The organism is Massilia cellulosiltytica, assembly GCF_047325105.1.
GTDB lineage: Bacteria > Pseudomonadota > Gammaproteobacteria > Burkholderiales > Burkholderiaceae_D > Telluria > Telluria orientalis.
This window is the reverse complement of sequence record NZ_CP168562.1, coordinates 5,858,109-5,880,524: the sequence shown is the minus strand read 5'-3', so window position 1 is coordinate 5,880,524 and position 22,416 is coordinate 5,858,109. Positions and strand designations below refer to the sequence as shown.

The 22,416-nt window shown below is 64.7% G+C and carries 19 protein-coding genes; 13 read left to right on the top strand and 6 right to left on the bottom strand.

Translation table 11 applies throughout. The annotated features are described in order from the left end of the window. Positions 1-70 precede the first annotated feature (70 nt). Entirely contained in the window at positions 71-1,429 is a 1,359-nt protein-coding gene (locus ACEN9H_RS25765; protein ID WP_413672569.1) for a peptidoglycan DD-metalloendopeptidase family protein, read from the bottom strand. A 168-nt stretch (positions 1,430-1,597) separates the two neighbouring features. Between ACEN9H_RS25765 and tyrS the strand changes: the two genes are divergently transcribed. From tyrS to ruvB, 10 genes are all read left to right on the top strand, one after another. Further along, positions 1,598-2,872 (top strand): tyrosine--tRNA ligase, encoded by a 1,275-nt coding sequence (gene tyrS / locus ACEN9H_RS25760; protein ID WP_160409701.1) that lies wholly within the window; start codon positions 1,598-1,600, stop codon positions 2,870-2,872. Further along, positions 2,869-3,327, top strand: coding sequence for a D-aminoacyl-tRNA deacylase (gene dtd, locus ACEN9H_RS25755; protein ID WP_160409700.1), 459 nt, complete (start codon positions 2,869-2,871; stop codon positions 3,325-3,327). Before tyrS ends, dtd begins: the two co-directional genes overlap by 4 nt. A gap of 58 nt (positions 3,328-3,385) precedes the next feature. Then, complete coding sequence (locus ACEN9H_RS25750) at positions 3,386-4,060, top strand: YbhB/YbcL family Raf kinase inhibitor-like protein (RefSeq protein WP_056122360.1); 675 nt, start codon at positions 3,386-3,388, stop codon at positions 4,058-4,060. 51 nt (positions 4,061-4,111) lie between these two features. Continuing rightward, a complete protein-coding gene (locus tag ACEN9H_RS25745; protein WP_413672568.1) occupies positions 4,112-4,786 on the top strand; it encodes a histidine phosphatase family protein in 675 nt (224 codons plus the stop codon). A gap of 132 nt (positions 4,787-4,918) precedes the next feature. Beyond that, positions 4,919-5,944, top strand: coding sequence for a tRNA dihydrouridine synthase DusB (gene dusB / locus ACEN9H_RS25740; RefSeq protein WP_413672567.1), 1,026 nt, complete (start codon positions 4,919-4,921; stop codon positions 5,942-5,944). Between the two features lie 194 nt (positions 5,945-6,138). Beyond that, a complete protein-coding gene (locus ACEN9H_RS25735; RefSeq protein WP_036235444.1) occupies positions 6,139-6,372 on the top strand; it encodes a helix-turn-helix domain-containing protein in 234 nt (77 codons plus the stop codon). A gap of 93 nt (positions 6,373-6,465) precedes the next feature. Further along, a complete protein-coding gene (gene purH / locus ACEN9H_RS25730; RefSeq protein WP_371765885.1) occupies positions 6,466-8,052 on the top strand; it encodes a bifunctional phosphoribosylaminoimidazolecarboxamide formyltransferase/IMP cyclohydrolase in 1,587 nt (528 codons plus the stop codon). Between the two features lie 93 nt (positions 8,053-8,145). Next, positions 8,146-8,691: a crossover junction endodeoxyribonuclease RuvC gene (gene ruvC, locus ACEN9H_RS25725; protein ID WP_056122372.1), complete on the top strand. Its 546-nt coding sequence runs from the start codon at positions 8,146-8,148 to the stop codon at positions 8,689-8,691. 16 nt (positions 8,692-8,707) lie between these two features. Next, positions 8,708-9,286 carry a Holliday junction branch migration protein RuvA gene (gene ruvA, locus ACEN9H_RS25720; protein ID WP_036235449.1) on the top strand — a complete coding sequence of 193 codons (579 nt, stop codon included), beginning with the start codon at positions 8,708-8,710 and terminating at the stop codon, positions 9,284-9,286. 15 nt (positions 9,287-9,301) lie between these two features. Continuing rightward, on the top strand, positions 9,302-10,369 hold the full coding sequence (gene ruvB, locus ACEN9H_RS25715) for a Holliday junction branch migration DNA helicase RuvB (RefSeq protein ID WP_056122374.1): 1,068 nt from the start codon (positions 9,302-9,304) through the stop codon (positions 10,367-10,369). Positions 10,370-10,375: 6 nt separating this feature from the next. On the opposite strand, the gene ACEN9H_RS25710 is transcribed toward ruvB, so the two are convergent. The 3 genes from ACEN9H_RS25710 to ACEN9H_RS25700 all read right to left on the bottom strand — a co-directional run bounded on the left by ACEN9H_RS25710 (position 10,376) and on the right by ACEN9H_RS25700 (position 11,842). Next, positions 10,376-10,780, bottom strand: a complete 405-nt coding sequence (locus ACEN9H_RS25710; protein ID WP_160409698.1) for a hypothetical protein — start codon at positions 10,778-10,780, stop codon at positions 10,376-10,378. Positions 10,781-10,876: 96 nt separating this feature from the next. After that, positions 10,877-11,329 carry a DUF2147 domain-containing protein gene (locus tag ACEN9H_RS25705; protein WP_413672566.1) on the bottom strand — a complete coding sequence of 151 codons (453 nt, stop codon included), beginning with the start codon at positions 11,327-11,329 and terminating at the stop codon, positions 10,877-10,879. A gap of 81 nt (positions 11,330-11,410) precedes the next feature. After that, entirely contained in the window at positions 11,411-11,842 is a 432-nt protein-coding gene (locus tag ACEN9H_RS25700; protein WP_413672565.1) for a hypothetical protein, read from the bottom strand. 286 nt (positions 11,843-12,128) lie between these two features. Here ACEN9H_RS25700 and carA point away from each other — a divergent pair, with 286 nt between their 5' ends. From carA to ACEN9H_RS25685, 3 genes are read left to right on the top strand one after another with little or no spacing between them, the layout of a single operon-like run. Beyond that, positions 12,129-13,298 carry a glutamine-hydrolyzing carbamoyl-phosphate synthase small subunit gene (gene carA, locus ACEN9H_RS25695; RefSeq protein ID WP_413672564.1) on the top strand — a complete coding sequence of 390 codons (1,170 nt, stop codon included), beginning with the start codon at positions 12,129-12,131 and terminating at the stop codon, positions 13,296-13,298. After that, positions 13,291-17,124: a carbamoyl-phosphate synthase large subunit gene (carB, locus tag ACEN9H_RS25690; protein WP_413672563.1), complete on the top strand. Its 3,834-nt coding sequence runs from the start codon at positions 13,291-13,293 to the stop codon at positions 17,122-17,124. Before carA ends, carB begins: the two co-directional genes overlap by 8 nt. A 30-nt stretch (positions 17,125-17,154) precedes the next feature. Further along, entirely contained in the window at positions 17,155-18,882 is a 1,728-nt protein-coding gene (locus ACEN9H_RS25685; RefSeq protein WP_413672562.1) for a methyl-accepting chemotaxis protein, read from the top strand. Between the two features lie 64 nt (positions 18,883-18,946). Here ACEN9H_RS25685 and ACEN9H_RS25680 read toward each other — a convergent pair whose 3' ends face one another. Together ACEN9H_RS25680 and ACEN9H_RS25675 are read right to left on the bottom strand one after the other, a co-directional pair. Further along, positions 18,947-19,480, bottom strand: coding sequence for a DinB family protein (locus ACEN9H_RS25680; RefSeq protein ID WP_413672561.1), 534 nt, complete (start codon positions 19,478-19,480; stop codon positions 18,947-18,949). Positions 19,481-19,549: 69 nt separating this feature from the next. Continuing rightward, positions 19,550-22,348, bottom strand: coding sequence for a valine--tRNA ligase (locus ACEN9H_RS25675; protein WP_413672560.1), 2,799 nt, complete (start codon positions 22,346-22,348; stop codon positions 19,550-19,552). Positions 22,349-22,416 lie beyond the last annotated feature (68 nt).

Here is a 22,416-nt window from a genome sequence, read left to right as displayed (position 1 = left end):
ATCGATTCCTAAAAGCAAAACGCCTTGCAGGCAAGCCGTGCAAGGCGTCCATATGTGCAACGCTGAAGGATCAGCGCGCAGCCATCGCGTTACCGGCCGGCGACAGCAGCGAGAAGCGGTGCGACATCTCGGCCGCGGCCATCCTGAAGCGGGTCATTTCGCCCGGCGTCAGCGGCTGCTGCTGCAGGTTCTTCATTGCCATCGGGTCGGTGGCGCGGCCGCCGATGCGGAATTCGTAGTGCAGGTGCGGACCCGTTGCCCAGCCCGTCGTGCCCACGTAGCCGATCACGTCGCCCTGCGACACTTTCTGGCCGCGGTGCAGGCCGCTGGCGAAGCGGCTCATGTGGCCGTACGCGGTGCTGTAGTTGGACCAGTGCTTGAGCACGACGAAGTTGCCGTAGCCATTCTGGGTGCCGACGAATTCGACGACGCCGTCGCCGGATGCCTTGATCGGGGTGCCCATCGGTGCGGCCATGTCGACGCCTTCGTGCTTCTTCCAGGTGCCGAATACCGGGTGCACGCGCATCGAGAAGCCCGACGAGATGCGGTTGAACGCCACCGGCGACTTCAGGAATGCCTTCTTCAGCGACTTGCCGTCCAGGCTGTAGTAGCCGCCCTGGTGGGTGACGGGGTCTTCGTACCAGACGGACTGGTAGGCGACGCCGCGGTTGACGAACTCGCCGGCCAGGATGCGGCCCGTGCGCACCATCTCGCCATCCAGCCAGAAGGTTTCGTAGACGACGTTGAAACGGTCGCCGCGCTTCAGGTCCGAGCGGAAGTCGATGCTCGTCGAGAACATCTCGATGATCTGGTTGACGACGGAATCGGGGATCTGGCTGCCGTCGACGGCATCGTCGGTGGCGGCGTACAGCGAGCTGTTGATGTTGCGCGAACGCATCTCAACGCGGCGCTCGAGCTGTGCAGGCGCGGCATTCGATACGAATTTGTCGCCCTTGCGCGTGATGGTGACGGTCTTGAACTGGTCCTTGTCGGCGATCGTCGCGTGCAGGGTCAGCAGCAGCCCGTTCTCGTCGGTCTCGGCCTGGATGCGCTTGCCGGTCTTGAGCGAGAGGATGGAGCGGGCAGTCTTGTCGCTGCGGACGAAGGCCTGCGCTTGCTGGTCTTCGATGCCGAGGCGATTGAACACGGTGCCGAGCGAGTCGCCGGCACGGATGCGTTCTTCGTGGATGAATTGCTGCTGGTCTTGCTGGAGGGCGGCGATCTGGTCTGCCAGGTTCGGCAGTTGCAGGTCTTGCGCGACTGATTTGACCGGCATGTCCGACGCGTCCGGAGCGATCGGGGCGACTGCGGTGGCGCCGAAGGCGCACAGTGCCAGGGCTGCAGTACCCCCGGCTACGATGCGGGTTTTGCGGCTCGTTTCAGCCAGACCAAACCAGCGCTTGCCGGCGATTTTCTGTAATGGGTTCATGCAATCAGTTAAAATTTACCGCTTGAACAGCCCAAGACACCGTGATTTTTTGTCGTTGTTATTAGTGTTGTCGTTGAAACTTTTCGTGCGGCAAGATTGATGGGATCGCGAATTATATCAAAATACCGGGTCTTACAACCGCTTTAGTCCTTTTCCTACAAATTTTTTATGACTTCTCCAGAAATTTCTGGTAATGCAAAAATTGCAACGCCAGCAGCCGGTCCGGCTCCTCTGCCCCTGAGCGACGCCGTCCAGGAAGCCCTCGCCATCACCAAACGCGGTGTGGACGAACTGCTGATCGAGAGCGAATTTGCCCAGAAACTGGCCCGTTCGGAACAGAGCGGCACGCCGCTGCGCATCAAGCTGGGCCTGGACCCGACGGCGCCCGACCTGCACCTGGGCCACACGGTGGTGCTGAACAAGCTGCGCCAACTGCAGGACCTGGGCCACCAGGTGATCTTCCTGATCGGCGATTTCACGTCAATGATCGGCGACCCGTCGGGCCGCAACGCGACCCGTCCGCCGCTGACCCGCGAGCAGATCGAAGCGAACGCCACCACCTATTTCAAGCAGGCGTCGCTCGTGCTCGACCCGGCGCGCACGGAAATCCGCTACAACTCCGAATGGTGCGACGCCCTCGGTGCGCGCGGCATGATCCAGTTGGCCTCGCGCTACACCGTGGCCCGCATGATGGAGCGCGACGACTTTACCAAGCGCTACAAGAGTGGGACTCCCATTTCCGTCCATGAGTTCCTCTATCCTTTGATGCAGGGCTATGATTCCGTCGCTTTGAAATCGGACCTTGAGCTGGGTGGAACGGACCAGAAATTTAATCTGCTGGTCGGCCGTGAACTGCAGAAAGATTACGGCCAGGAACCGCAGTGCATCCTGACGATGCCGCTGCTGGAAGGCCTGGACGGCGTCGAAAAGATGTCCAAGTCCAAGAACAACTACATCGGCATCACGGAACCGGCCAACACGATGTTCGGCAAGCTGATGAGCATCTCGGACGTGATGATGTGGAAGTACTACGAGCTGCTGTCGTTCCGTTCGCTCCAGGACCTGGCCGCGTTGAAGGCGGAAGTCGAGGGCGGCCGCAACCCGCGCGATGCGAAGGTGGCGCTGGCCCAGGAAATCGTGGCCCGCTTCCACTCGCAGCAGGCGGCCGAGGATGCGCTGGCCGACTTCGTCAACCGCTCCAAGGGTGGCATTCCGGACGACGTGCCGGAAGTGGCCATCGCCGGCGCGCCACTGGGTCTGCCGCAACTGCTGCGCCAGACGGCCTTGTGCGCCTCCAGCTCGGAAGCGATGCGCATGATCGACCAGGGCGGCGTGCGCATCGACGGCACGGTCGTCTCCGACAAGGCCTTGCAGGTGCAGGCCGGCACGTTCGTGCTGCAGGTCGGCAAGCGCAAGTTCGCCCGCGTGACGCTCACGGCATGATCGGCCTGCTGCAACGGGTCAGCGAGGCCAGCGTCACGGTCGACGGCGAGGTCACGGGTGCGATCGGGCGCGGCCTGATGGTGCTCGTGTGCGCGGAAAAGGGCGACACCGAGCGGGAAGCCGACGCGCTGCTCGCGAAGCTGCTGACCTACCGCGTGTTCGCCGACGACGCCGGCAAGATGAACCGCAGCGTGACGGACGTGGCGGGCGGCCTGCTGCTCGTGCCGCAGTTCACGCTGGCGGCCGACACCCGCTCCGGCACCCGCCCGTCGTTTTCTCCTGCCGCCGCGCCCGAGGACGGACGCCGGCTGTTCGACCATGTCGTGCGCCAGGCGCGCGAGCGTCACGGTATCGTCGAAACGGGTCGTTTCGGCGCCGACATGAAGGTGGCGCTGATCAATGACGGACCGGTGACGTTCTGGCTGCGCATTGATCCACCCCGTGTCGCGAACTGAATTCGGAAACCGCGCGCCGCGGCGAGAGTCTGAGGCTAAGGATGCAGGGAGAGAGAACATGAAGATCTGGAGCGATTCCTTTACCGAGGGCGACATGATTCCGCCCAGATGTGCGTTCGCCGAGATGGACCCCGGCAACCACATCAAGCTGTCGACCAACCGCAGCCCGCACATCGCCTGGGACGACGTGCCGGCCGGTACGCAGTCGCTGGTCCTGCTCGTGCACGATATCGACGTGCCGACGGACGGCACGGACGTGAACAAGGAGGGCCGGACCGTGCCCGATGCGCTGCCGCGCACGGATTTCTATCACTGGTCCCTCGTCGACATTCCCGTGTGCCTGAAATCCTTCGCCGAGGGCAAGTTCTCGGACATGGTCACGCCGGGTGGCAAGAGCGGGCCGCTGGTGCCGTTCACGATCAAGAACGGCACGGAACACCAGCTCCGCCACGGCATCAACGATTACACGGGCTGGTTCGCGAACGATCCCGACATGGCCGGCGAATACTATGGCTACGACGGCCCATGCCCGCCGTGGAACGACGAACGCGTGCACACCTATGTCTTTACGCTGTACGCCCTCGACATTCCACGTTTGCCGCTGGCGGGCCGGTTCACCGGCAAGGAAGTGCGCCTGGCCATCACGGGGCACATCCTGGACGAGGCGAAGATCTTCGGCGTGTATTCGCTCAATCCGGACGTGACGGGCAACCTGATCGGCCAGCCCTCCTGATATTTTTATAAGCCGACACGATCGCTCCGCGGTGCGGGGCGATGCATCCGCATGACGACAACCAACGCATCCGCAGCACCCACCGACCTCCTCCTGATCCGCCACGGCGAAACGGCCTGGAACGCCGAACGCCGCCTGCAAGGCCACCTGGACATTCCGCTGAACGACGAAGGCGAGCGCCAGGCCGCGCTGCTGGCGGGCGCGCTCGCGGGCGAGCCCCTCGACCTCATCATCGCGAGCGACTTGCGCCGGGCCCACCAGACCGCCCAGGCCGTGGCCGACCGCCGCGGACTGACGGTGGCCATCGATCCGGCGCTGCGCGAGCGCGGCTACGGTGGCTTCGAAGGCTTGCTGTACAGCGAAATCGAAGAACGTTTCCCACGTGAATTCGCCGCCTGGCAAGCGCGCGACGTCGACGCGCAACTGCCGCCGGGCCGTAACGTGGGCGAGAGCTTCCGGTCGTTTTTCGACCGCGCCACCGGCGCCATTCTCGCGCTCGCGGCGGACAATCCCGGCAAGACGATCGCGCTGGTCGCGCATGGCGGCGTGCTGGAGTGCGCCTACCGGCTCGCGCGCGGGCTGCCGCTGGAGACGCCACGCGACTTCAAGGTCTACAACGCCAGCATCAACCGTTTCCGCTTCGACCCGGCCGATCGCAGCCTCGTCCTGGACAGCTGGGGCGAGGTCGATCACCTGCGTCCGGCCGTGCTCGACGAGCTTCCGTAAAAGTCATGCTGGCGGGATTGGCAAGCCATTTCTGGCGCGTGCGCAACAATCCCGTAAAAAAATGTGCTGATAAATTGAGCAGCGCTTCGGGTAAAATAGCGAGTTCCCGTCGCTTCCCGTAAATTTTCTGCCGTGCAAATTGGTCCTTATACGCTGCGTAACAATGTCTTCGTCGCCCCGATGGCCGGGGTGACCGATCGTCCGTTCCGCCAGCTGTGCAAGACGCTGGGCGCGGGCTACGCGGTGTCCGAGATGGCCGCGTCGAATCCGCGCCTGTGGGCCAGCGAGAAATCGTCGCGGCGCACGGACCATGCGGGCGAGATGGAGCCGAAGGCCGTGCAGATCGCCGGCGCCGACCCGCACGACCTGGCCGAATGCGCCAAATTCAACGTCGAGCGCGGCGCCCAGATCATCGACATCAATATGGGTTGCCCGGTCAAGAAGGTGTGCAACAACTGGTGCGGTTCGGCGCTGCTGCAGCACGAAGACCTCGTGCAGCGCATCCTGGACGCCGTCGTGAACGCCGTCGACGTGCCCGTCACCCTGAAATTCCGCACCGGCTGGGATCGCCAAAACAAGAACGCGCTGACGATCGCCCGCATGGCCGAGGAGGCCGGCATCGCGATGCTGACCCTGCACGGCCGCACCCGCGCCGATGGCTACAAGGGCGATGCGGAGTACGACACCATCGCCGCCGTCAAGGCCGCCGTCGGCATTCCCGTCGTGGCCAACGGCGACATCACGACGCCGGACAAGGCGAAGTTCGTGCTGGATTACACGGGCGCCGATGCGATCATGATCGGCCGCGCCGCCCAGGGCCGTCCCTGGATCTGTCGCGAAATCGATTACTTCCTGCGCACGGGCGAGTACCTGCCGCCGCCGCTGGTGGACGAGGTGCGCGAGCTGATGCACGAACACCTGCCGGCCCACTACGCCTTTTACGGCGAATACCTGGGCGTGCGCACGGCGCGCAAGCACATCGGCTGGTATGTCGAAGACCTGCCCGGCGGCGAAGAATTCCGTCAGCGCATGAACCGTCTGGAGTCGACCGCTGAACAATTATCTGCCGTCGATGAGTTTTTTAAATCGCAACACCGGTATGGCGACCGGTTACAATACCGGCCCGCGCATCCTGACGATGACGCGATTGCCGCCTAAAAGGAGGCCCGTAAACCTGCTGCGCGTTGCAATTTTTTCCTGCGATGCTCGCTGTACTAGCGTACAGCTGTGCTTCTCGAACAAAATTACTGCCGCTCGCGACGGTTTCCGAGACTCCTTTAAACAACAATTAGAAGAACGTCGGAGACAAACGCTGCCAAAAGCAGCATTTAACCAGGATGAAGCTGTAAACCATGAGCAAAGAAAGTATCCAGGAAGTCGTTCAAAAAAGCCTCGAAGACTATTTCAACGACCTGGGCGAGCAGAAACCGACGAATATCTACGACATGATGCTCCTGACCGTCGAAAAACCGATCCTGCAAGTGGTGATGACGCGGGCGGAGGGCAATCAGTCGCATGCCGCCCAGATGCTGGGCATTAATCGCAATACATTACGCAAGAAGTTGCAGGAGCACGGGCTGCTGTAAGCGCCGGCGGAGGGGCCGGGGCGTGCAGGCGTGCGTCGGCCCTCTGTCCGGCGTGCGCGAGCCCGTCCAGATTTTTTTCAACAGGCCACTCCCATGATCAAACAAGCACTCATCTCCGTTTCCGACAAAACCGGCGTCCTCGATTTCGCGCGTGCGCTGTCCGCCCTCGGCGTGAACATCCTGTCCACTGGCGGTACCGCCAAACTGCTGCAGGACAATGGCGTGCCGGTCACCGAAGTCGCCGACTACACCGGCTTCCCGGAAATGCTCGATGGCCGCGTGAAGACGCTGCATCCGAAGGTCCACGGCGGCATCCTGGCCCGCCGCGATTTCCCGGAACACGTCGCCAAGCTGGAAGAGCACGGCATCCCGCAGATCGACATGGTGGTGGTCAACCTGTACCCGTTCCAGGCCACCGTCGCCAAGGAGCAATGCTCGCTGGAAGACGCGATCGAGAACATCGACATCGGCGGCCCGACCATGCTGCGCTCGGCGGCCAAGAACCACCGCGACGTGGTCGTCATCGTCGACCCGGCGGACTACGGTCCGGTGCTGGCCGAGATGAAAGGTACCGGCGAAGCGGCCGGCAGCGTCGGCTACGAGACGAAATTCCGCCTCGCCAAGAAAGTCTTCGCGCACACGGCGCAATACGACGCCGCCATCACGAACTACCTGACGAGCCTCGGCCCGGACAAGGAACACACGAACCGCGCCGCCTACCCGCAGACGCTGAACCTGCACTTCGAAAAAGTCCAGGACATGCGCTACGGAGAAAACCCGCACCAGACGGCTGCGTTCTACCGCGACCTCGTGCCGGCCGCCGGCAGCCTGGCCAACTACCGCCAGCTGCAGGGCAAGGAGCTGTCGTACAACAATATCGCCGACGCGGACGCCGCGTGGGAATGCGTCAAGTCGCTGGGCGGCTTCAACATGCCGGCCGGCTGCGTGATCATCAAGCACGCGAACCCGTGCGGCGTCGCGATCGGCGCCGACGCGCTGGACGCCTACCAGCGCGCCCTCAAGACCGACCCGACCTCGGCCTTCGGCGGCATCATCGCCTTCAACGTGCCGGTCGACGGCCCGGCGGCGGAAGCCATCGCCAAGCTGTTCGTGGAAGTCCTGATTGCCCCGGCATTCACCGCGGAAGCGCTGCAGATCATGTCCGCGAAGCAGAACGTGCGCCTGCTGGAAATCGCCCTTGGCGACGGTCAGAACGTGTATGACGTCAAGCGCGTGGGCGGCGGCCTGCTCGTGCAGTCGCCGGACGCGAAGAACGTCGGCATGGGCGACCTGCGCGTCGTGTCGAAAAAGCAGCCGACCCCGCAACAGATGCAGGACCTGATGTTCGCCTGGCGCGTGGCCAAGTACGTGAAATCGAATGCGATCGTGTTCTGCGCCGGCGGCATGACCCTCGGCGTGGGCGCCGGCCAGATGAGCCGCATCGACTCCGCACGCATCGCCTCGATCAAGGCGCAGAACGCCGGCCTGTCGCTGGTGGGCTCGGCCGTGGCGTCGGATGCGTTCTTCCCGTTCCGCGACGGCCTGGACGTCGTCGTCGATGCGGGCGCGACCTGCGTGATCCACCCGGGCGGCTCGATGCGCGACCAGGAAGTGATCGACGCTGCGGATGAACGCGGCGTGGTCATGCTCTATACTGGTACGCGTCACTTCCGCCATTAATTGGCGAATGGTCGAGGCAACCTTGTTGCCTCGACCTGTGTTTTTGCACAGTATTTTTCCCACGAAACACCCGCGCCGGTATAACATTCGATAATGATTATTCTCGGCATCGACCCGGGCCTGCGTACGACAGGGTTCGGCGTCATTGAAAAGCAAGGCAGCCGGTTGCGCTACATCGCGTCCGGCACCATCAAGACGGGCTCCGAAGGCGCGCTGCCGCCGCGGCTGAAAGTCATCCTGACGGGCGTCAGCGAAATCGTCGCCACCTACCAGCCGGCCTGCGCGGCCATCGAAAAAGTCTTCGTCAACGTCAATCCGCAGTCGACCCTGCTGCTCGGCCAGGCGCGCGGCGCCGCGATCACGGCCCTCGTCGGCGCCGACCTCGACGTGGCGGAGTACACGCCCACGCAGGTCAAGCAAGCTGTTGTCGGGACCGGCAAGGCCGTCAAGGCGCAGGTGCAGGACATGGTCGCGCGCCTGCTCAAGCTGCCGGGGCTGCCGGGCACGGATGCGGCCGACGCGCTCGGCATTGCCATCTGCCATGCCAACAGCCAGGATGCGCTGGCATTGATCGGCACGCTCGCACCGGCCAATCCGAAAAAGCCGACGCTGCACATGAAGCGCGGCCGCCTCGTCTAATTATTGAAAGGTCACCATGATCGGTCGTCTCTCCGGAGTCCTGCTGGAAAAGAACCCGCCGCAAGTGCTCGTCGATTGCCAGGGCGTCGGTTATGAAGTCGACGTACCGATGAGCACGTTCTACAACCTGCCGCACACGGGCGAGAAGGTCACCCTGTTCACGCACTACGTCGTGCGCGAGGATGCGCACCTGTTGTTCGGCTTCGGGTCGGCGAACGAGCGCGCCGTGTTCCGCCAGCTGATCAAGATCACCGGCGTCGGCGCGCGCACGGCGCTGTCCATCCTGTCCGGCATGACTGTGAACGATCTCGCCCAGGCCGTGACGTTGCAGGAAGCGGGGCGCCTGGTCAAGGTCCCGGGCATCGGCAAGAAGACGGCCGAGCGCCTGCTGCTGGAACTGAAGGGCAAGCTGGGCGCCGACATCGGCGTCGCGGCCGGCACGCCGCACGACGATGCGCAGGCAGACGTGCTCAATGCGCTGCTGGCTTTGGGGTATTCTGACAAGGAAGCCCTCATCGCCATCAAGAACATGCCGGCCGGGACCAGTGTGTCCGACGGCATCAAGCTGGCGCTGAAGGCGTTGTCCAAGGCGTAATTTTAGAAGTCAACGATGAGCATCCAGACCGACAATTTCACCGAGCAGCGCATCATCGACGCCGCGCCGGCCTCGCCCAACGAGGAGGCGATCGAGCGCGCGTTGCGCCCCAAGCATCTGGACGAATATGTCGGCCAGGAAAAGATCCGCGACCAGCTCGAAATCTTCATCCACGCGGCCCGCAAGCGCCGCGAGGCGCTCGACCACACGCTGCTGTTCGGCCCGCCGGGCCTCGGCAAGACGACGCTGGCGCACATCATCGCGCGCGAGATGGGCGTCAACCTGCGCCAGACGTCCGGCCCCGTGCTGGAGCGCCCCGGCGACCTGGCCGCGCTGCTGACGAACCTGGAAGCGAACGACGTCCTGTTCATCGACGAAATCCATCGCCTGTCTCCCGTGGTCGAGGAGATCCTGTACCCGGCGCTGGAAGACTACCAGATCGACATCATGATCGGCGAAGGCCCGGCCGCGCGTTCCGTGAAGCTCGACCTGCAGCCGTTCACACTCGTCGGCGCCACGACGCGCGCGGGCATGCTGACGAATCCGCTGCGCGACCGTTTCGGCATCGTCGCCCGGCTGGAGTTCTACAACGTCGAGGAATTGACGAAGATCGTCGCCCGCAGCGCCGCGCTGCTGGAAGCGCCGACCGACGAGGAGGGCGCGCGCGAAGTCGCCAAGCGCGCCCGCGGCACGCCGCGTATCGCCAACCGCCTGCTGCGCCGCGTGCGCGATTATGCGGAAGTGAAGGGTAATGGCGAGATCACGCGCGAGATGGCCGACCGCGCGCTGCGCATGCTTGACGTGGACACGGTCGGCTTCGACGTGATGGACCGGAAGCTGCTGGAAGCGGTGCTGTTCAAGTTCGCCGGCGGCCCGGTGGGCATCGGCAACCTGGCGGCCGCCATCGGCGAAGCGGCGGATACCATCGAGGACGTGCTGGAACCGTTCCTGATCCAGCAGGGTTATCTGCAGCGCACACCGCGCGGGCGCATCGCCACGCCGCTGGCCTACCGGCATTTCGGCGTCGCCGCGCCGCGCATCAGCCCGACCGGCGACCTGTGGGACAACCTCCCGCCTGCCTAGTTCACGTCAGGGCAGCGCCGGCTCCTGGCGGTCGCGCTTGCGCATGGGACGCTGGCTTTCCGGGAAGCCCGGAAAGACGAAGCTGATGAACATCAGCACGGAGGCCGCGAGCAGCGCGCCGCCGGCCACCAGCATCTCTTCCTGGGTACGCGTCAGCAGGACGGCAACGCTGGCCGCCATCGGCAGCAGCAGCAGCAGGCCGCCCAGGATGCGCAGGATGATGGACCGGCGCATGCGCGACCCCAGCAGGGCGATGTACAGGAAGCTGCCGGAAACGAGGCTCATGCCGAACAGGCCGCCCAGCACGGGCCAGCCGGGCATGCCGCGGGTGCCGACATCGGAGAGCACGAGCGGCAGCGCCATGGGGATGACAATGCCGATCAGGAACGACAGGAGCCGCAGGAAGATCATGTGAATGCCAATTGGTTGAACGAAACATTCACCAGATTAGCATACCGGCATAGCCCGTGGCGCGCAGGACACGCACCGTTGTAAATACAAATGTCGTTATTCCTGGCGCAGCCAGACCTGCGACCGCCCGAACATCGGCACGCCCACATAGCCCCGCACTTCGAGCTTCTTGCCGCCTTCGTGGATGCTCAGCTTGCTCTTGTAGACCTTGCCGTTCTTCGGGTCGAGGATCTCGCCGCCCGTGTACTCGTCGCCGTTCTTGCGCAGGCCCGACACGATGGTCATGCCGACGATCGGCTGGTCCTTGCGCGCGCCCTGGCACAGCGTGCATTTCGGGTTCTGGTCCTCTTCCGGCGTGCGGAACAGCTTTTCGATCTTGCCCTGCAGTTCACCCTGGTTGTCCGTAATGCGGATCAGGGCGGTCGGCTTGCCGGAGGCATCGTCGATGGTCTTCCACAGTCCGACGGGCGAGGCGTCCTGGGCCCAGGCGAGCGGGGCGGCAAGAGCGGCGGCAAACGTAAGGATGGCGGCGTGGGCGAGAGGGCGCATTGTGTCTCCTGTTGGAATATTGGTTGCGTGCTCTGCCAGTGTAACAAACTGCACGGTCGTTCGGTAAACGACAGCCTGGCCTCAGGAGCCGTTTTGCCGGGCTTTCAGGCCGGCGATCGTCGAGGTGGCTTCGGGCGGCAGTGTCGCGCCGAGGCGGTGCAGGACGAACGGCGTCTTGTCCGGGCCCGTGCACGTGAAGGAGGGCGCGGACGCGTCGTAGCGGCAGGTCATCGCGACGTCCGTCACCGGCGCGCCTTTCGGCAGGTAGGGCCGCAGCCGCAGCGTGTCGCCGTCCAGCGCCGCGCGAACCGGGAAGCCAATGATGGGGCGCGCGTTGTCTGCCCCCGTGGCCGGCGGTGCGGCGCCAGCCATCAGGCCATCGCCGTCGGCCTGCAGGTACATGACGGTTTGCGCGGAGCCCCAGCTGCCGGCGACGTGGGCTGGCAGGGGATCGGCCGCATGGGCGGACACATGCCATGCAAAGGCGAACAACAGCGGAATCAGGCGTTTCATGGGACCTCTCGATGGACGAAGTCCGGACGAGTATAGCGAAGCGCGTGCGCTGCATTGACTCACATTGTCACATCGGGCACGGACGGTTTCGTAAGGACACATGTCAATAAATAAGGGAAGTGTCGCTTTTTTCGTTTAACAAAAAAATTTCCGTGCGGCACTAAAAAAAGTGCGCTAATGTTCCGATTCTCGTCGTTTTTGGAAAGCAGAAAACCGACGTCAGGCTACATATGCGCCGCGGGTCTTCCATCGCGCGCCTCACTACATCGTATTGCGAGGAGTCTCCATGAAACACCCTCTCGACCGTGCGCCGGGTACGGAAGCCCGGGCGATACTCGCCCTCGCGGACGGCAGCATCTTTCCCGGACATGGCATCGGCGCAACTGGTCACACCACTGGCGAGGTCGTCTTCAACACCGCGATGACTGGCTACCAGGAAATCTTGACCGATCCCAGCTACATGCGCCAGATCGTTACGCTGACCTATCCGCACATCGGCAACACCGGCGTCAATCCGGAAGACGGTGAATCGTCCAATGGTCCCGCGGCGCGGGTTCACGCCGCGGGCCTGGTCATCAAGGATCTGCCGCTGCTGGCATCGAATTTTCGCGCAACCCAGGCACTCTCGGATTACCTGAAGGCCCAGGGCGTGGTCGCCATCGCCGGCATCGACACCCGCAAGCTCACGCGCATCCTGCGCAGCAAGGGGGCGCAGAACGGCGCCATCGCCGTCGGCCTGTCCGCCGAGGAAACGGTCGCGCTGGCCCGCGGCTTCGAAGGCCTGGGGGGCATGGACCTGGCCAAGGTCGCCAGTGTCCGCGAGCGCTACGAGTGGCGCGCAACGGAATGGCGCCTTGGCGCGGGTCATGGTGTCCAGGATGCGCCGCGTTTCCACGTGGTCGCGTACGACTTAGGCATCAAGGCCAACATCCTGCGCATGCTGGCCCAACGCGGCTGCCGCGTGACGGTGGTGCCGGCGCAAACCGGTGCCGCGGAGGTTTTGGCGCTCGATCCGGACGGCGTGTTCCTGTCGAACGGCCCCGGTGATCCGGCCCCGTGCGACTATGCGATCGCCGCGGCGCGCGACATCATCGAGCGGCGCGTGCCGACCTTCGGCATCTGCCTCGGCCACCAGATCATGGCGCTCGCTTCGGGCGCGCAGACCGTCAAGATGAAGTTCGGCCACCACGGCGCCAATCACCCCGTGCAGGAGCTGGCCAGCGGCCGGGTCATGATCACGTCGCAGAACCACGGTTTCGCGGTCGACGCGGCGACCTTGCCGGCCAATTGCCGCGTGACCCACGTGTCGCTGTTCGACGGTTCGCTGCAGGGCTTCGAGCGTACCGACAGGCCGGCCTTCTGTTTCCAGGGCCACCCCGAGGCCTCGCCCGGTCCGCACGACCTGGGCATCCTTTTCGACCGTTTCATCTCGCTGATGGAGGCATCCCATGCCTAAGCGCACCGATATCAACAGCATCCTGATCATCGGCGCCGGTCCGATCGTGATCGGCCAGGCGTGCGAATTCGACTACTCGGGCGCCCAGGCCTGCAAGGCCTTGCGCGAGGAGGGCTACAAGGTCATCCTGGTCAACAGCAATCCCGCCACGATCATGACCGACCCGGACATGGCCGACGTCACGTACATCGAGCCGATCCAGTGGGAAGTCGTGGCGCGCATCATCGCCACCGAAAGACCGGATGCCGTCCTGCCCACGATGGGCGGCCAGACGGCGCTCAACTGCGCGCTCGACCTGCATCGCCACGGCGTGCTGGCCGAGCATGGCGTGGAACTGATCGGCGCGACGCCGGACGCCATCGACAAGGCCGAGGATCGCTCCCGGTTCAAGGAGGCGATGACGAAGATCGGCCTGGGCTCGGCCCGTTCGGGCGTGGCCCACAACATGGCCGAGGCCTGGGCCGAGCAGGCCAAGCTGGGCTTCCCCGTTATCATCCGCCCGTCGTTCACGATGGGAGGAAGCGGCGGCGGCATCGCGCACGACGCGCGCGAATTCAACGCCATCTGCGCGCGCGGCCTGGAACTGTCGCCCACCTCCGAACTGCTGATCGAAGAATCGCTGCTCGGCTGGAAAGAGTACGAGATGGAAGTCGTCCGCGACAAGAAGGACAACTGCATCATCGTCTGCTCGATCGAGAACCTGGACCCGATGGGCGTGCACACGGGCGACTCGATCACCGTCGCGCCGGCGCAGACGCTGACGGACAAGGAATACCAGATCATGCGCAACGCGTCGCTCGCCGTGCTGCGCGAGATCGGCGTCGACACGGGCGGCTCGAACGTGCAGTTCGCGGTCAACCCGGCCGATGGCCACATGATCGTCATCGAGATGAACCCGCGCGTGTCGCGCTCGTCGGCGCTCGCTTCCAAGGCCACCGGCTTTCCGATCGCCCGCGTGGCGGCCAAGCTGGCCGTCGGCTTCACGCTCGATGAACTGCGCAACGAGATCACCGGCGGCGCGACCCCGGCCTCGTTCGAGCCGGCCATCGATTACGTCGTCACCAAGATTCCGCGCTTCGCTTTCGAAAAATTCCCCGGTGCCGACACAAGCCTCACCACACAGATGAAATCCGTGGGCGAAGTGATGGCGATGGGCCGCACCTTCCAGGAGTCGTTCCAGAAGGCGTTGCGCGGCTTGGATATCGGCGTCGATGGGCTGCGGCGCAGGCAATCGTACACCGAGGTGATCGAGGCGGAACTCGCGGCGCCCGGCCCGGAGCGAATCTGGTTCGTGGGCGACGCGTTCGCCCAGGGGTATTCGCTGGACGACGTGCATCGTCTGTCGCGCATCGATCCGTGGTTCCTGGCGCAGATCCAGGACCTGGTCGAGGTCGAACTGTGGCTGGAGACCCAGCGCCTCGGCGCCCTGGACGAACCCATCCTGCGCAGGCTGAAGCAACAGGGTTTCTCGGATCGCCGCCTGGCGGCGCTGCTGAAGACCCACGAGGACGAGGTCCGGGCGCGCCGCCACCAGTTGGGCGTGCGCCCCGTGTACAAGCGCGTCGACACCTGCGCCGCCGAATTCGCCACCCGCACCGCGTACCTGTATTCGACCTATGACGACGAGTGCGAAGCGGAACCCAGCGACAAGCGCAAGATCGTGGTGCTGGGCGGCGGCCCGAACCGCATCGGCCAGGGTATCGAATTCGACTACTGCTGCGTTCATGCCGCCATGGCGCTGCGCGAAGACGGTTACGAGACCATCATGGTCAACTGCAATCCGGAGACCGTCTCGACCGACTACGATACGTCGGACCGCCTGTACTTCGAATCGCTCACTCTGGAAGACGTGCTGGAAATCGTCGCTCTGGAAAAGCCGGAAGGCGTGATTGTCCAGTACGGCGGGCAGACGCCGCTGAAGCTGGCACTGGCGCTGGAGGCCAACGGCGTGCCGATCATCGGCACGTCGCCCGACATGATCGACGCCGCCGAAGACCGCGAGCGCTTCCAGCAGCTGCTGAACAGGCTGGAACTGCGCCAGCCGCTGAACCGGACCGCGCGTACCGAGCTCGAGGCCGTGCGCATGGCGGAGGAAATCGGCTATCCGCTGGTGGTGCGCCCATCGTACGTGTTGGGCGGGCGGGCGATGGAGATCGTGCATGAACAGGCCGACCTCGAACGCTACATGCGCGAAGCCGTCAAGGTGTCGCATGATTCGCCGGTGTTGCTGGACCGCTTCCTGAACGACGCCATCGAGTGCGACGTCGACTGCGTCGCGGACGGCACCGACGTCGTGATCGGCGGCGTGATGGAACATATCGAGCAGGCGGGCATCCATTCCGGCGATTCGGCCTGTTCGCTGCCGCCGTATTCGCTGGCGCCGGAGACGATCGCGGAACTCAAGCGCCAGACCGCCCACATGGCGCGTGGCCTGAACGTCGTCGGCTTGATGAACGTGCAGTTCGCGATCCAGCAGGTCAAGGTGGACGGCAGGCTGCGCGACCATGTCTACGTCCTGGAAGTCAACCCGCGCGCCTCGCGCACGGTGCCGTTCGTGTCGAAGGCGACGGGACTGCAGCTGGCCAAGATCGCGGCGCGCTGCATGGCGGGGCAGTCGCTGGCGAGCCAGGGCGTGACGGCGGAAGCCGTCCCGTCCCGCTTCTGCGTCAAGGAATCCGTGTTCCCGTTCGCGAAATTCCCCGGCGTCGATACCATCCTCGGCCCGGAAATGAAATCGACCGGCGAAGTGATGGGCGTGGGCGCCACGTTCGGCGAAGCGTTCTACAAGGCGCAACTGGCGGCCAACGTACGCCTGCCGCGCGCAGGCCGGGTCTTCATGCGCGTCAAGCGCGGCGACCAGGCGCGCGCCGCGGCGCTGGCCCGTCAGTTGCACGCGGCCGGTTTCACGCTGTGCGCCAGCCACGTCACCGCGACCGTGATCGCGGCGGCCGACATTCCAGTCGTGACCGTGGACGACGCCGAGGCGCTCGATCTGATGCACGCCCGCGAGATCGCGCTGGTCGTGTTGACCGTGGACGAGAAGCGCGCCGCCATCTACGCGTCGAGCGCGCTGCGCGTGGCCGCGCTGGCATGCGGTGCACCGTGCTATACGACCATCGCCGGCGCCGAAGCGGCGCTGGAGGGAATCCGCCACATCGACAACTATGGCCTGTATTCCTTGCATACGCTGCACGGCGAGACCCCCGCGACGCCGTCCGCGCGCGGCCGCCCGGCGCCGACCGAGGCCGACCTGGCGGCCGCGGCGGCCACGATTCCCGAGCGCCGCCGGCACGAGCGCAAGCGCGTGACGGGTGCCGAGCCGCTGAAGGTGTTCATCCGCCAGCCGTTCACCGAATCGGACGCGCGGCAGCAGCGCATGATCAGCGACATCATGCACCTGATCGACAGCGCCAACGGGGCACCGTATGCGTTCGATTACCTGACCGGCACGCAGGCCGAAAGCGCCCTCACGTTCAAGCACTCCTTCGAACGCGAGCAGCACATGCCGTTCACGCCCCGGAACTTCCGCAACCACCGCCTGGGATTGCTGGACCACGCAGACGTGATGATCAACATCCGCGTCGGCATGAGCGAAAGCAGTGCCTTCGAACTGAGTTACCACATCTTCAAGGGACGGCGCACCCCGGTGCTGTTCCTTGTGTGGAAAGGCGCACCGATCAAGACGACCCTGATCCGCGAACTCGAGGACCTGGTCGACGTGACGTACGTCGAATTTGACGAGGTGGAGGAGCTGCGCGCGTCCATCCATCAGTTTTTCAACAGCCGCCGCTTCGATGGCGTATCGTGCCGCGCGCTAAACGATTAAGAACGCCGAGGAATGAAAATGTTAAACAATATGAAGATTAAGACGCTCGTCGTGACGGCATTGAGCTTGCTCGTCGCGCTGATGCTGGTGATTGGCGTCATGGGCTTGTACGGCGCGGACCGGTCGGTCGGCCTGATCCGCCACGTGATCCTGGCGGACCAGAAAAGCGCTTACGACCAAAAGTCGATCCGCCTCGACATGGAGCTGGCGCGCAGCCAGATCCTCCAGGCCTTGCAGCATAACCCGACGCTGTCCTGGTCGCAGCTGCATGACCACCCGCTGACCGTGCATTTCACCCAGATCGATGCCCTGGCGAACGCCACGACCGACAAGTGGACGAAGTACAGTGGGTCAATCCGCAATCGCGAGGAAAAGCGCCTGGCCGAGGAATGGTTCGCCAAGAGCGATCATCTGGGCGTGGCGCATATCAAGGCGGCGTCCGACGCGATCCGGGCGGGTGACTGGGACGGTGCGGAAACAATCCTGATCAAGAAGATCAATCCGTCGTACCGGATCGGTGACGAAGCCATGGCGGCGCTCACGCACGCGTCCGAGGCGCGCGCGGCCACCAACGAGGCGGACGTCGCCGACAGCCTGCGCCACACCGCGTATCTGGCGGGCGGCGTGCTGTTGCTGGCCGCGCTGGTCGGCGTCGCCGTGGGCGCGGCGATGATCCGCGGGATCTCGGCGCCGCTTGGCGAAGCAACCGCCATCGCATCCCGCGTTGCCGCGGGCGACCTGACCGGACGGATCGAGGCGCGTGGCAACAACGAAATCGGCACCTTGCTGGCGGCCCTGTCCCAAATGAAAGCCAACCTGGCCGGTATCGTGGCGGAAGTGCGCACCAGTACCCACACCATTTCCAGCGCCTCCACCCAGATCGCTGCCGGCAACATGGACCTGTCGGAACGTACTTGCGGCCAGGCCAGTTCGCTGGAACAGACCGCCGCGTCGATGGAAGAGCTGACCGGCACGGTACGCCAGAACGCCGACAACGCGCGCCAGGCCAATCAGTTGGCGGTATCGGCGTCGGAGGTGGCGGTGCGCGGCGGCGGCCTCGTGGCGCAAGTGGTCGACACGATGGGTTCGATCAACGAGTCCTCGCGCAAGATCGTGGACATCATCGGCGTCATCGACGGGATCGCATTCCAGACCAATATCCTCGCGTTGAACGCGGCGGTGGAGGCGGCCCGGGCCGGCGAGCAGGGCCGTGGCTTCGCGGTCGTCGCATCCGAGGTGCGCAACCTGGCCCAGCGCTCGGCCGGCGCCGCGAAGGAAATCAAACAACTGATCGGCGATTCCGTGAGCAAGGTCGACAGCGGCGCGCGCCTGGTCGACGAGGCCGGCGTCACCATGAAAGAGATCGTCAGCGGCATCCAGCGCGTGACGGACATCATGGGCGAAATCACCCAGGCGAGCCAGGAACAGACTTCCGGGCTCGACCAGATCAACGAGGCGATCGGACAGATGGATTCGATCACGCAGCAGAACGTGGCCCTGGTCGAGGAAGCCACTGCCGCCGCCACGTCGCTGCTGGACCAGGTCGGTGCGCTGAGCGGCGTCGTGGACGTGTTCGTGCTGGACGAGGTGCCGGGCCAGCGTCAACTTCATCGTGCGTCCGTCACGAGCCCGGGAACGAAGCCGGACGCCCCGGTGCGCGCACTGTCCGCGCCCGCGCGGCGCGCGACCGGCGCGGGTGCGCCGTCCGCCGCGAAGCGGACGACCGCGGTGGAAGACGAGGCGTGGGAAACGTTTTGATGGCATAGGCCCGCGCGGGTCATGCGGCGAGCATCGTTAGGCCGCCGCATAAGGGCCATCCGCGTCAAGCCACGTCCGGCAACAGCAGGAGGATGTCCGTCGGACCGACGTCGATGCCCATCTGCGAGAACAGCGTCGTGGCCTGGCCCCGGTGATGCGTCTGGTGGTTGAACACGTGCAGCAGCACGTCGCCCAGGCGCTTGGTGCTGGCGATCCCTTTCATGGAGGTCCACGTGAGCGCGCCGTCCAGGTGCGCGTCCCGCACCTCCGCGCAGAAGGCGCTGATGGCCGCGTCCAGCTGCACGCGCAGCGCGTCCAGCTTGGGCAGCGTCGCGCACAGCCGGTGGTCCAGCGACGTGGGGCGGGGCAGCTCGTCCAGGCACTGCAGCGATGCCAGGCCCGGCACGCCGGCCGCGATGCGCTTGAACCAGATGAGGTCCGCGATCACGAGGTGGTTCAGCGTGCCGAAGACCGACCCGAAGAACGCGCCCCGGTCTTCATGCAGGCGCTCCGCCGGCAGCGCGGCGGCCGCGCCGTACAGCTTCCGGTTCATCCATTCGTTGTAGGCGGCCAGTTGTGCGAAGTGGGCAGTCGTCATGGGCGTGATCCGATAAAAAAAACGCGCCGGTGTCGAGCCGGCGCGTCGTTCATTGGGGCGTCTACGGCATCAGGCCGGCGGCAGCTTGGCGAACTGCTCGTTCAGCTTGGCCAGCGTGGCGCTGAAGTTGTCCAGGCGTTCGCGTTCCTGCGCGACGACGGCCGCCGGTGCGCGGGCGACGAAGCTTTCGCTGGACAGCTTGCCGTTCGCCTTGGCGATCTCGCCTTCGATGCGCACGATCTCCTTTTTCAGGCGCTCGCGCTCGGCCGCGACGTCGATCTCCACCTTCAGCATCAGCTTGGTCGTGCCGACGATGGCGACGGCGGCCGGCGAATCCGGCAGCGCATCGACGATCTGCACTTCCGACAGCTTGGCCAGCAGCGCGACGTAAGGTGCGAAGCCTTGTGCGGCCGCGCGGTCGGCGTCGTTCGCCGGCTCGACGATCAGCGGCACGCGCACGGACGGCGACAGCTTCATTTCGCCGCGCAGGTTGCGGGTCGCGTCGGTGACCTTCTTGAACTGGTCCATCCAGCTTTCCGCATCCGCGTCGATCAGCGACTCGTCGGCGATCGGGTACGGCTGCAGCATGATCGTGTCGCCGGTTTTGCCGGCCAGCGGCGCGACGGCCTGCCACAGCGCTTCGGTGACGAACGGGATGATCGGATGCGCGAGGCGCAGCACGACTTCCAGCACGCGCAGCAAGGTGTGGCGGGTGGCGCGCTGCTGCGCTTCCGTGCCCTGCTGGACCTGTACCTTGGCCAGCTCCAGGTACCAGTCGCAATACTCGTCCCAGACGAAGCTGTAAATCGAATTGGCGATGTTGTCGAAGCGGTAGTCCTCGAAGCCCTTCGCCACGTCCAGCTCGACGCGGTTCAGGCGCGAGATGATCCAGCGGTCGGCCTGCGAGTAGTCGGCGGCGTCCGGCTTGCCGCAGTCTTTACCCTCGGTGTTCATCAGCACGAAGCGGGTGGCGTTCCACAGCTTGTTGCAGAAGTTGCGGTAGCCTTCGCAGCGGCCCAGGTCGAAGTTGATGTTGCGGCCGAGGGACGCGTAGCTCGCCATCGTGAAGCGCACGGCGTCCGTGCCGAATGCCGGGATCCCGTCCGGGAATTCCTTGCGCGTCGCCTTGGCGATTTTTTCCGCGGCTTTCGGATTCATCAGGCCCGTCGTGCGCTTGGCGACGAGCGATTCCACGTCGATGCCGTCGATCAGGTCGATCGGGTCGAGGGTATTGCCCTTCGATTTCGACATCTTCTGGCCCGACGAATCGCGCACGAGGCCGTGCACGTACACGGTCTTGAACGGGACCTTGCCGGTGAAGTGCGCCGTCATCATGACCATGCGCGCGACCCAGAAGAAGATGATGTCGAAGCCGGTGACGAGCACGGAGGAGGGCAGGAACATCTCCATGTCCTTCGTCTGCTCCGGCCAGCCGACCGTCGAGAACGGGACGAGCGCGGACGAGAACCACGTGTCCAGCACGTCGTCGTCGCGTTTCAGTTCACCCTGGACGCCGGCCGCCGCCGCCTTCTGCTGCGCTTCTTCCTCGTTGCGGGCGACGACGACTTCGCCGTTCGGACCGTACCAGGCCGGGATGCGGTGGCCCCACCACAGCTGGCGCGAGATGCACCAGTCCTGGATGTTGTTCAGCCACTGGTTGTACGTGGTCGTCCAGTTCTCCGGGACGAACTTGACCTCGCCGCTCGCGACCTTTTCCAGCGCCACGTCGGTGATCGACTTGCCCGGATTGTGCGTGCCTTCCGGCGCCGGCTTGCTCATCGCGACGAACCACTGGTCCGTCAGCATCGGCTCGATGACGACGCCCGTGCGGTCGCCGCGCGGCACCTGCAGCTTGTGCGGCTTGACCTGTTCCAGCAGGCCTTGCGCTTCGAGGTCGGCGACGATCTTCTTGCGCGCTTCGAAGCGGTCCAGGCCGCGGTAGGCTTCCGGCGCGTCGTCCGTGATCTTCGCGTCGAGCGTCATGATGCTCGGCATCGGCAGGTTGTGGCGCTGGCCGACCGCGTAGTCGTTGAAGTCGTGCGCCGGCGTGATCTTCACGCAGCCGGTGCCGAACGCTTTATCGACGTAGCTGTCGGCGATGACGGGGATCTCGCGGCCGACGAGCGGCAGCGTGAGCATCTTGCCGTGCAGGTGCGTGTAGCGTTCGTCGGTCGGGTCGACGGCGACGGCGACGTCGCCCAGCATCGTCTCCGGACGCGTCGTCGCGACCGTCAGGTGGCCGCTGCCGTCCGCCAGCGGGTACTGGATGTACCACATCGAGCCGTCTTCTTCTTCCGACACCACTTCGAGGTCGGAGACCGCGGTGCCCAGCACCGGGTCCCAGTTGACGAGGCGCTTGCCGCGGTAGATCAGGCCCTGTTCGAACAGGCGCACGAACACTTCGGTGACGGTCTTCGAGCGCGGCTCGTCCATCGTGAAGTATTCGCGGTTCCAGTCGGCCGAGGCGCCCAGGCGGCGCATCTGGCCCGTGATCGTGCTGCCCGATTTTTCCTTCCACTCCCAGACCTTCTCGACGAAGGTTTCGCGGCCCAGGTCATGGCGCGAGATCTTTTGCGCGTCGAGCTGGCGCTCCACGACGATCTGGGTGGCGATGCCGGCGTGGTCGGTGCCCGGGATCCACGCCGTGTTGAAGCCACGCATGCGGTAGTAGCGGGTCAGGCCATCCATGACGGTCTGGTTGAAGGCGTGGCCCATGTGCAGGGTGCCCGTCACGTTCGGCGGCGGCAGCTGGATGCTGAACGACGGCTTGCCGTCGTCCATCGACGCGGCGAAGTAACCGCGCTGTTCCCATTCCGTGCGCCAGAATTGTTCGATGTCGACTGGCTCGAAAGACTTGGCTAATTCCATGATGTGGCTGTATAGGCTGTATGGGCTGAAAATGCGAAAACGACCATTATAGATGCTTTACGCGGCTG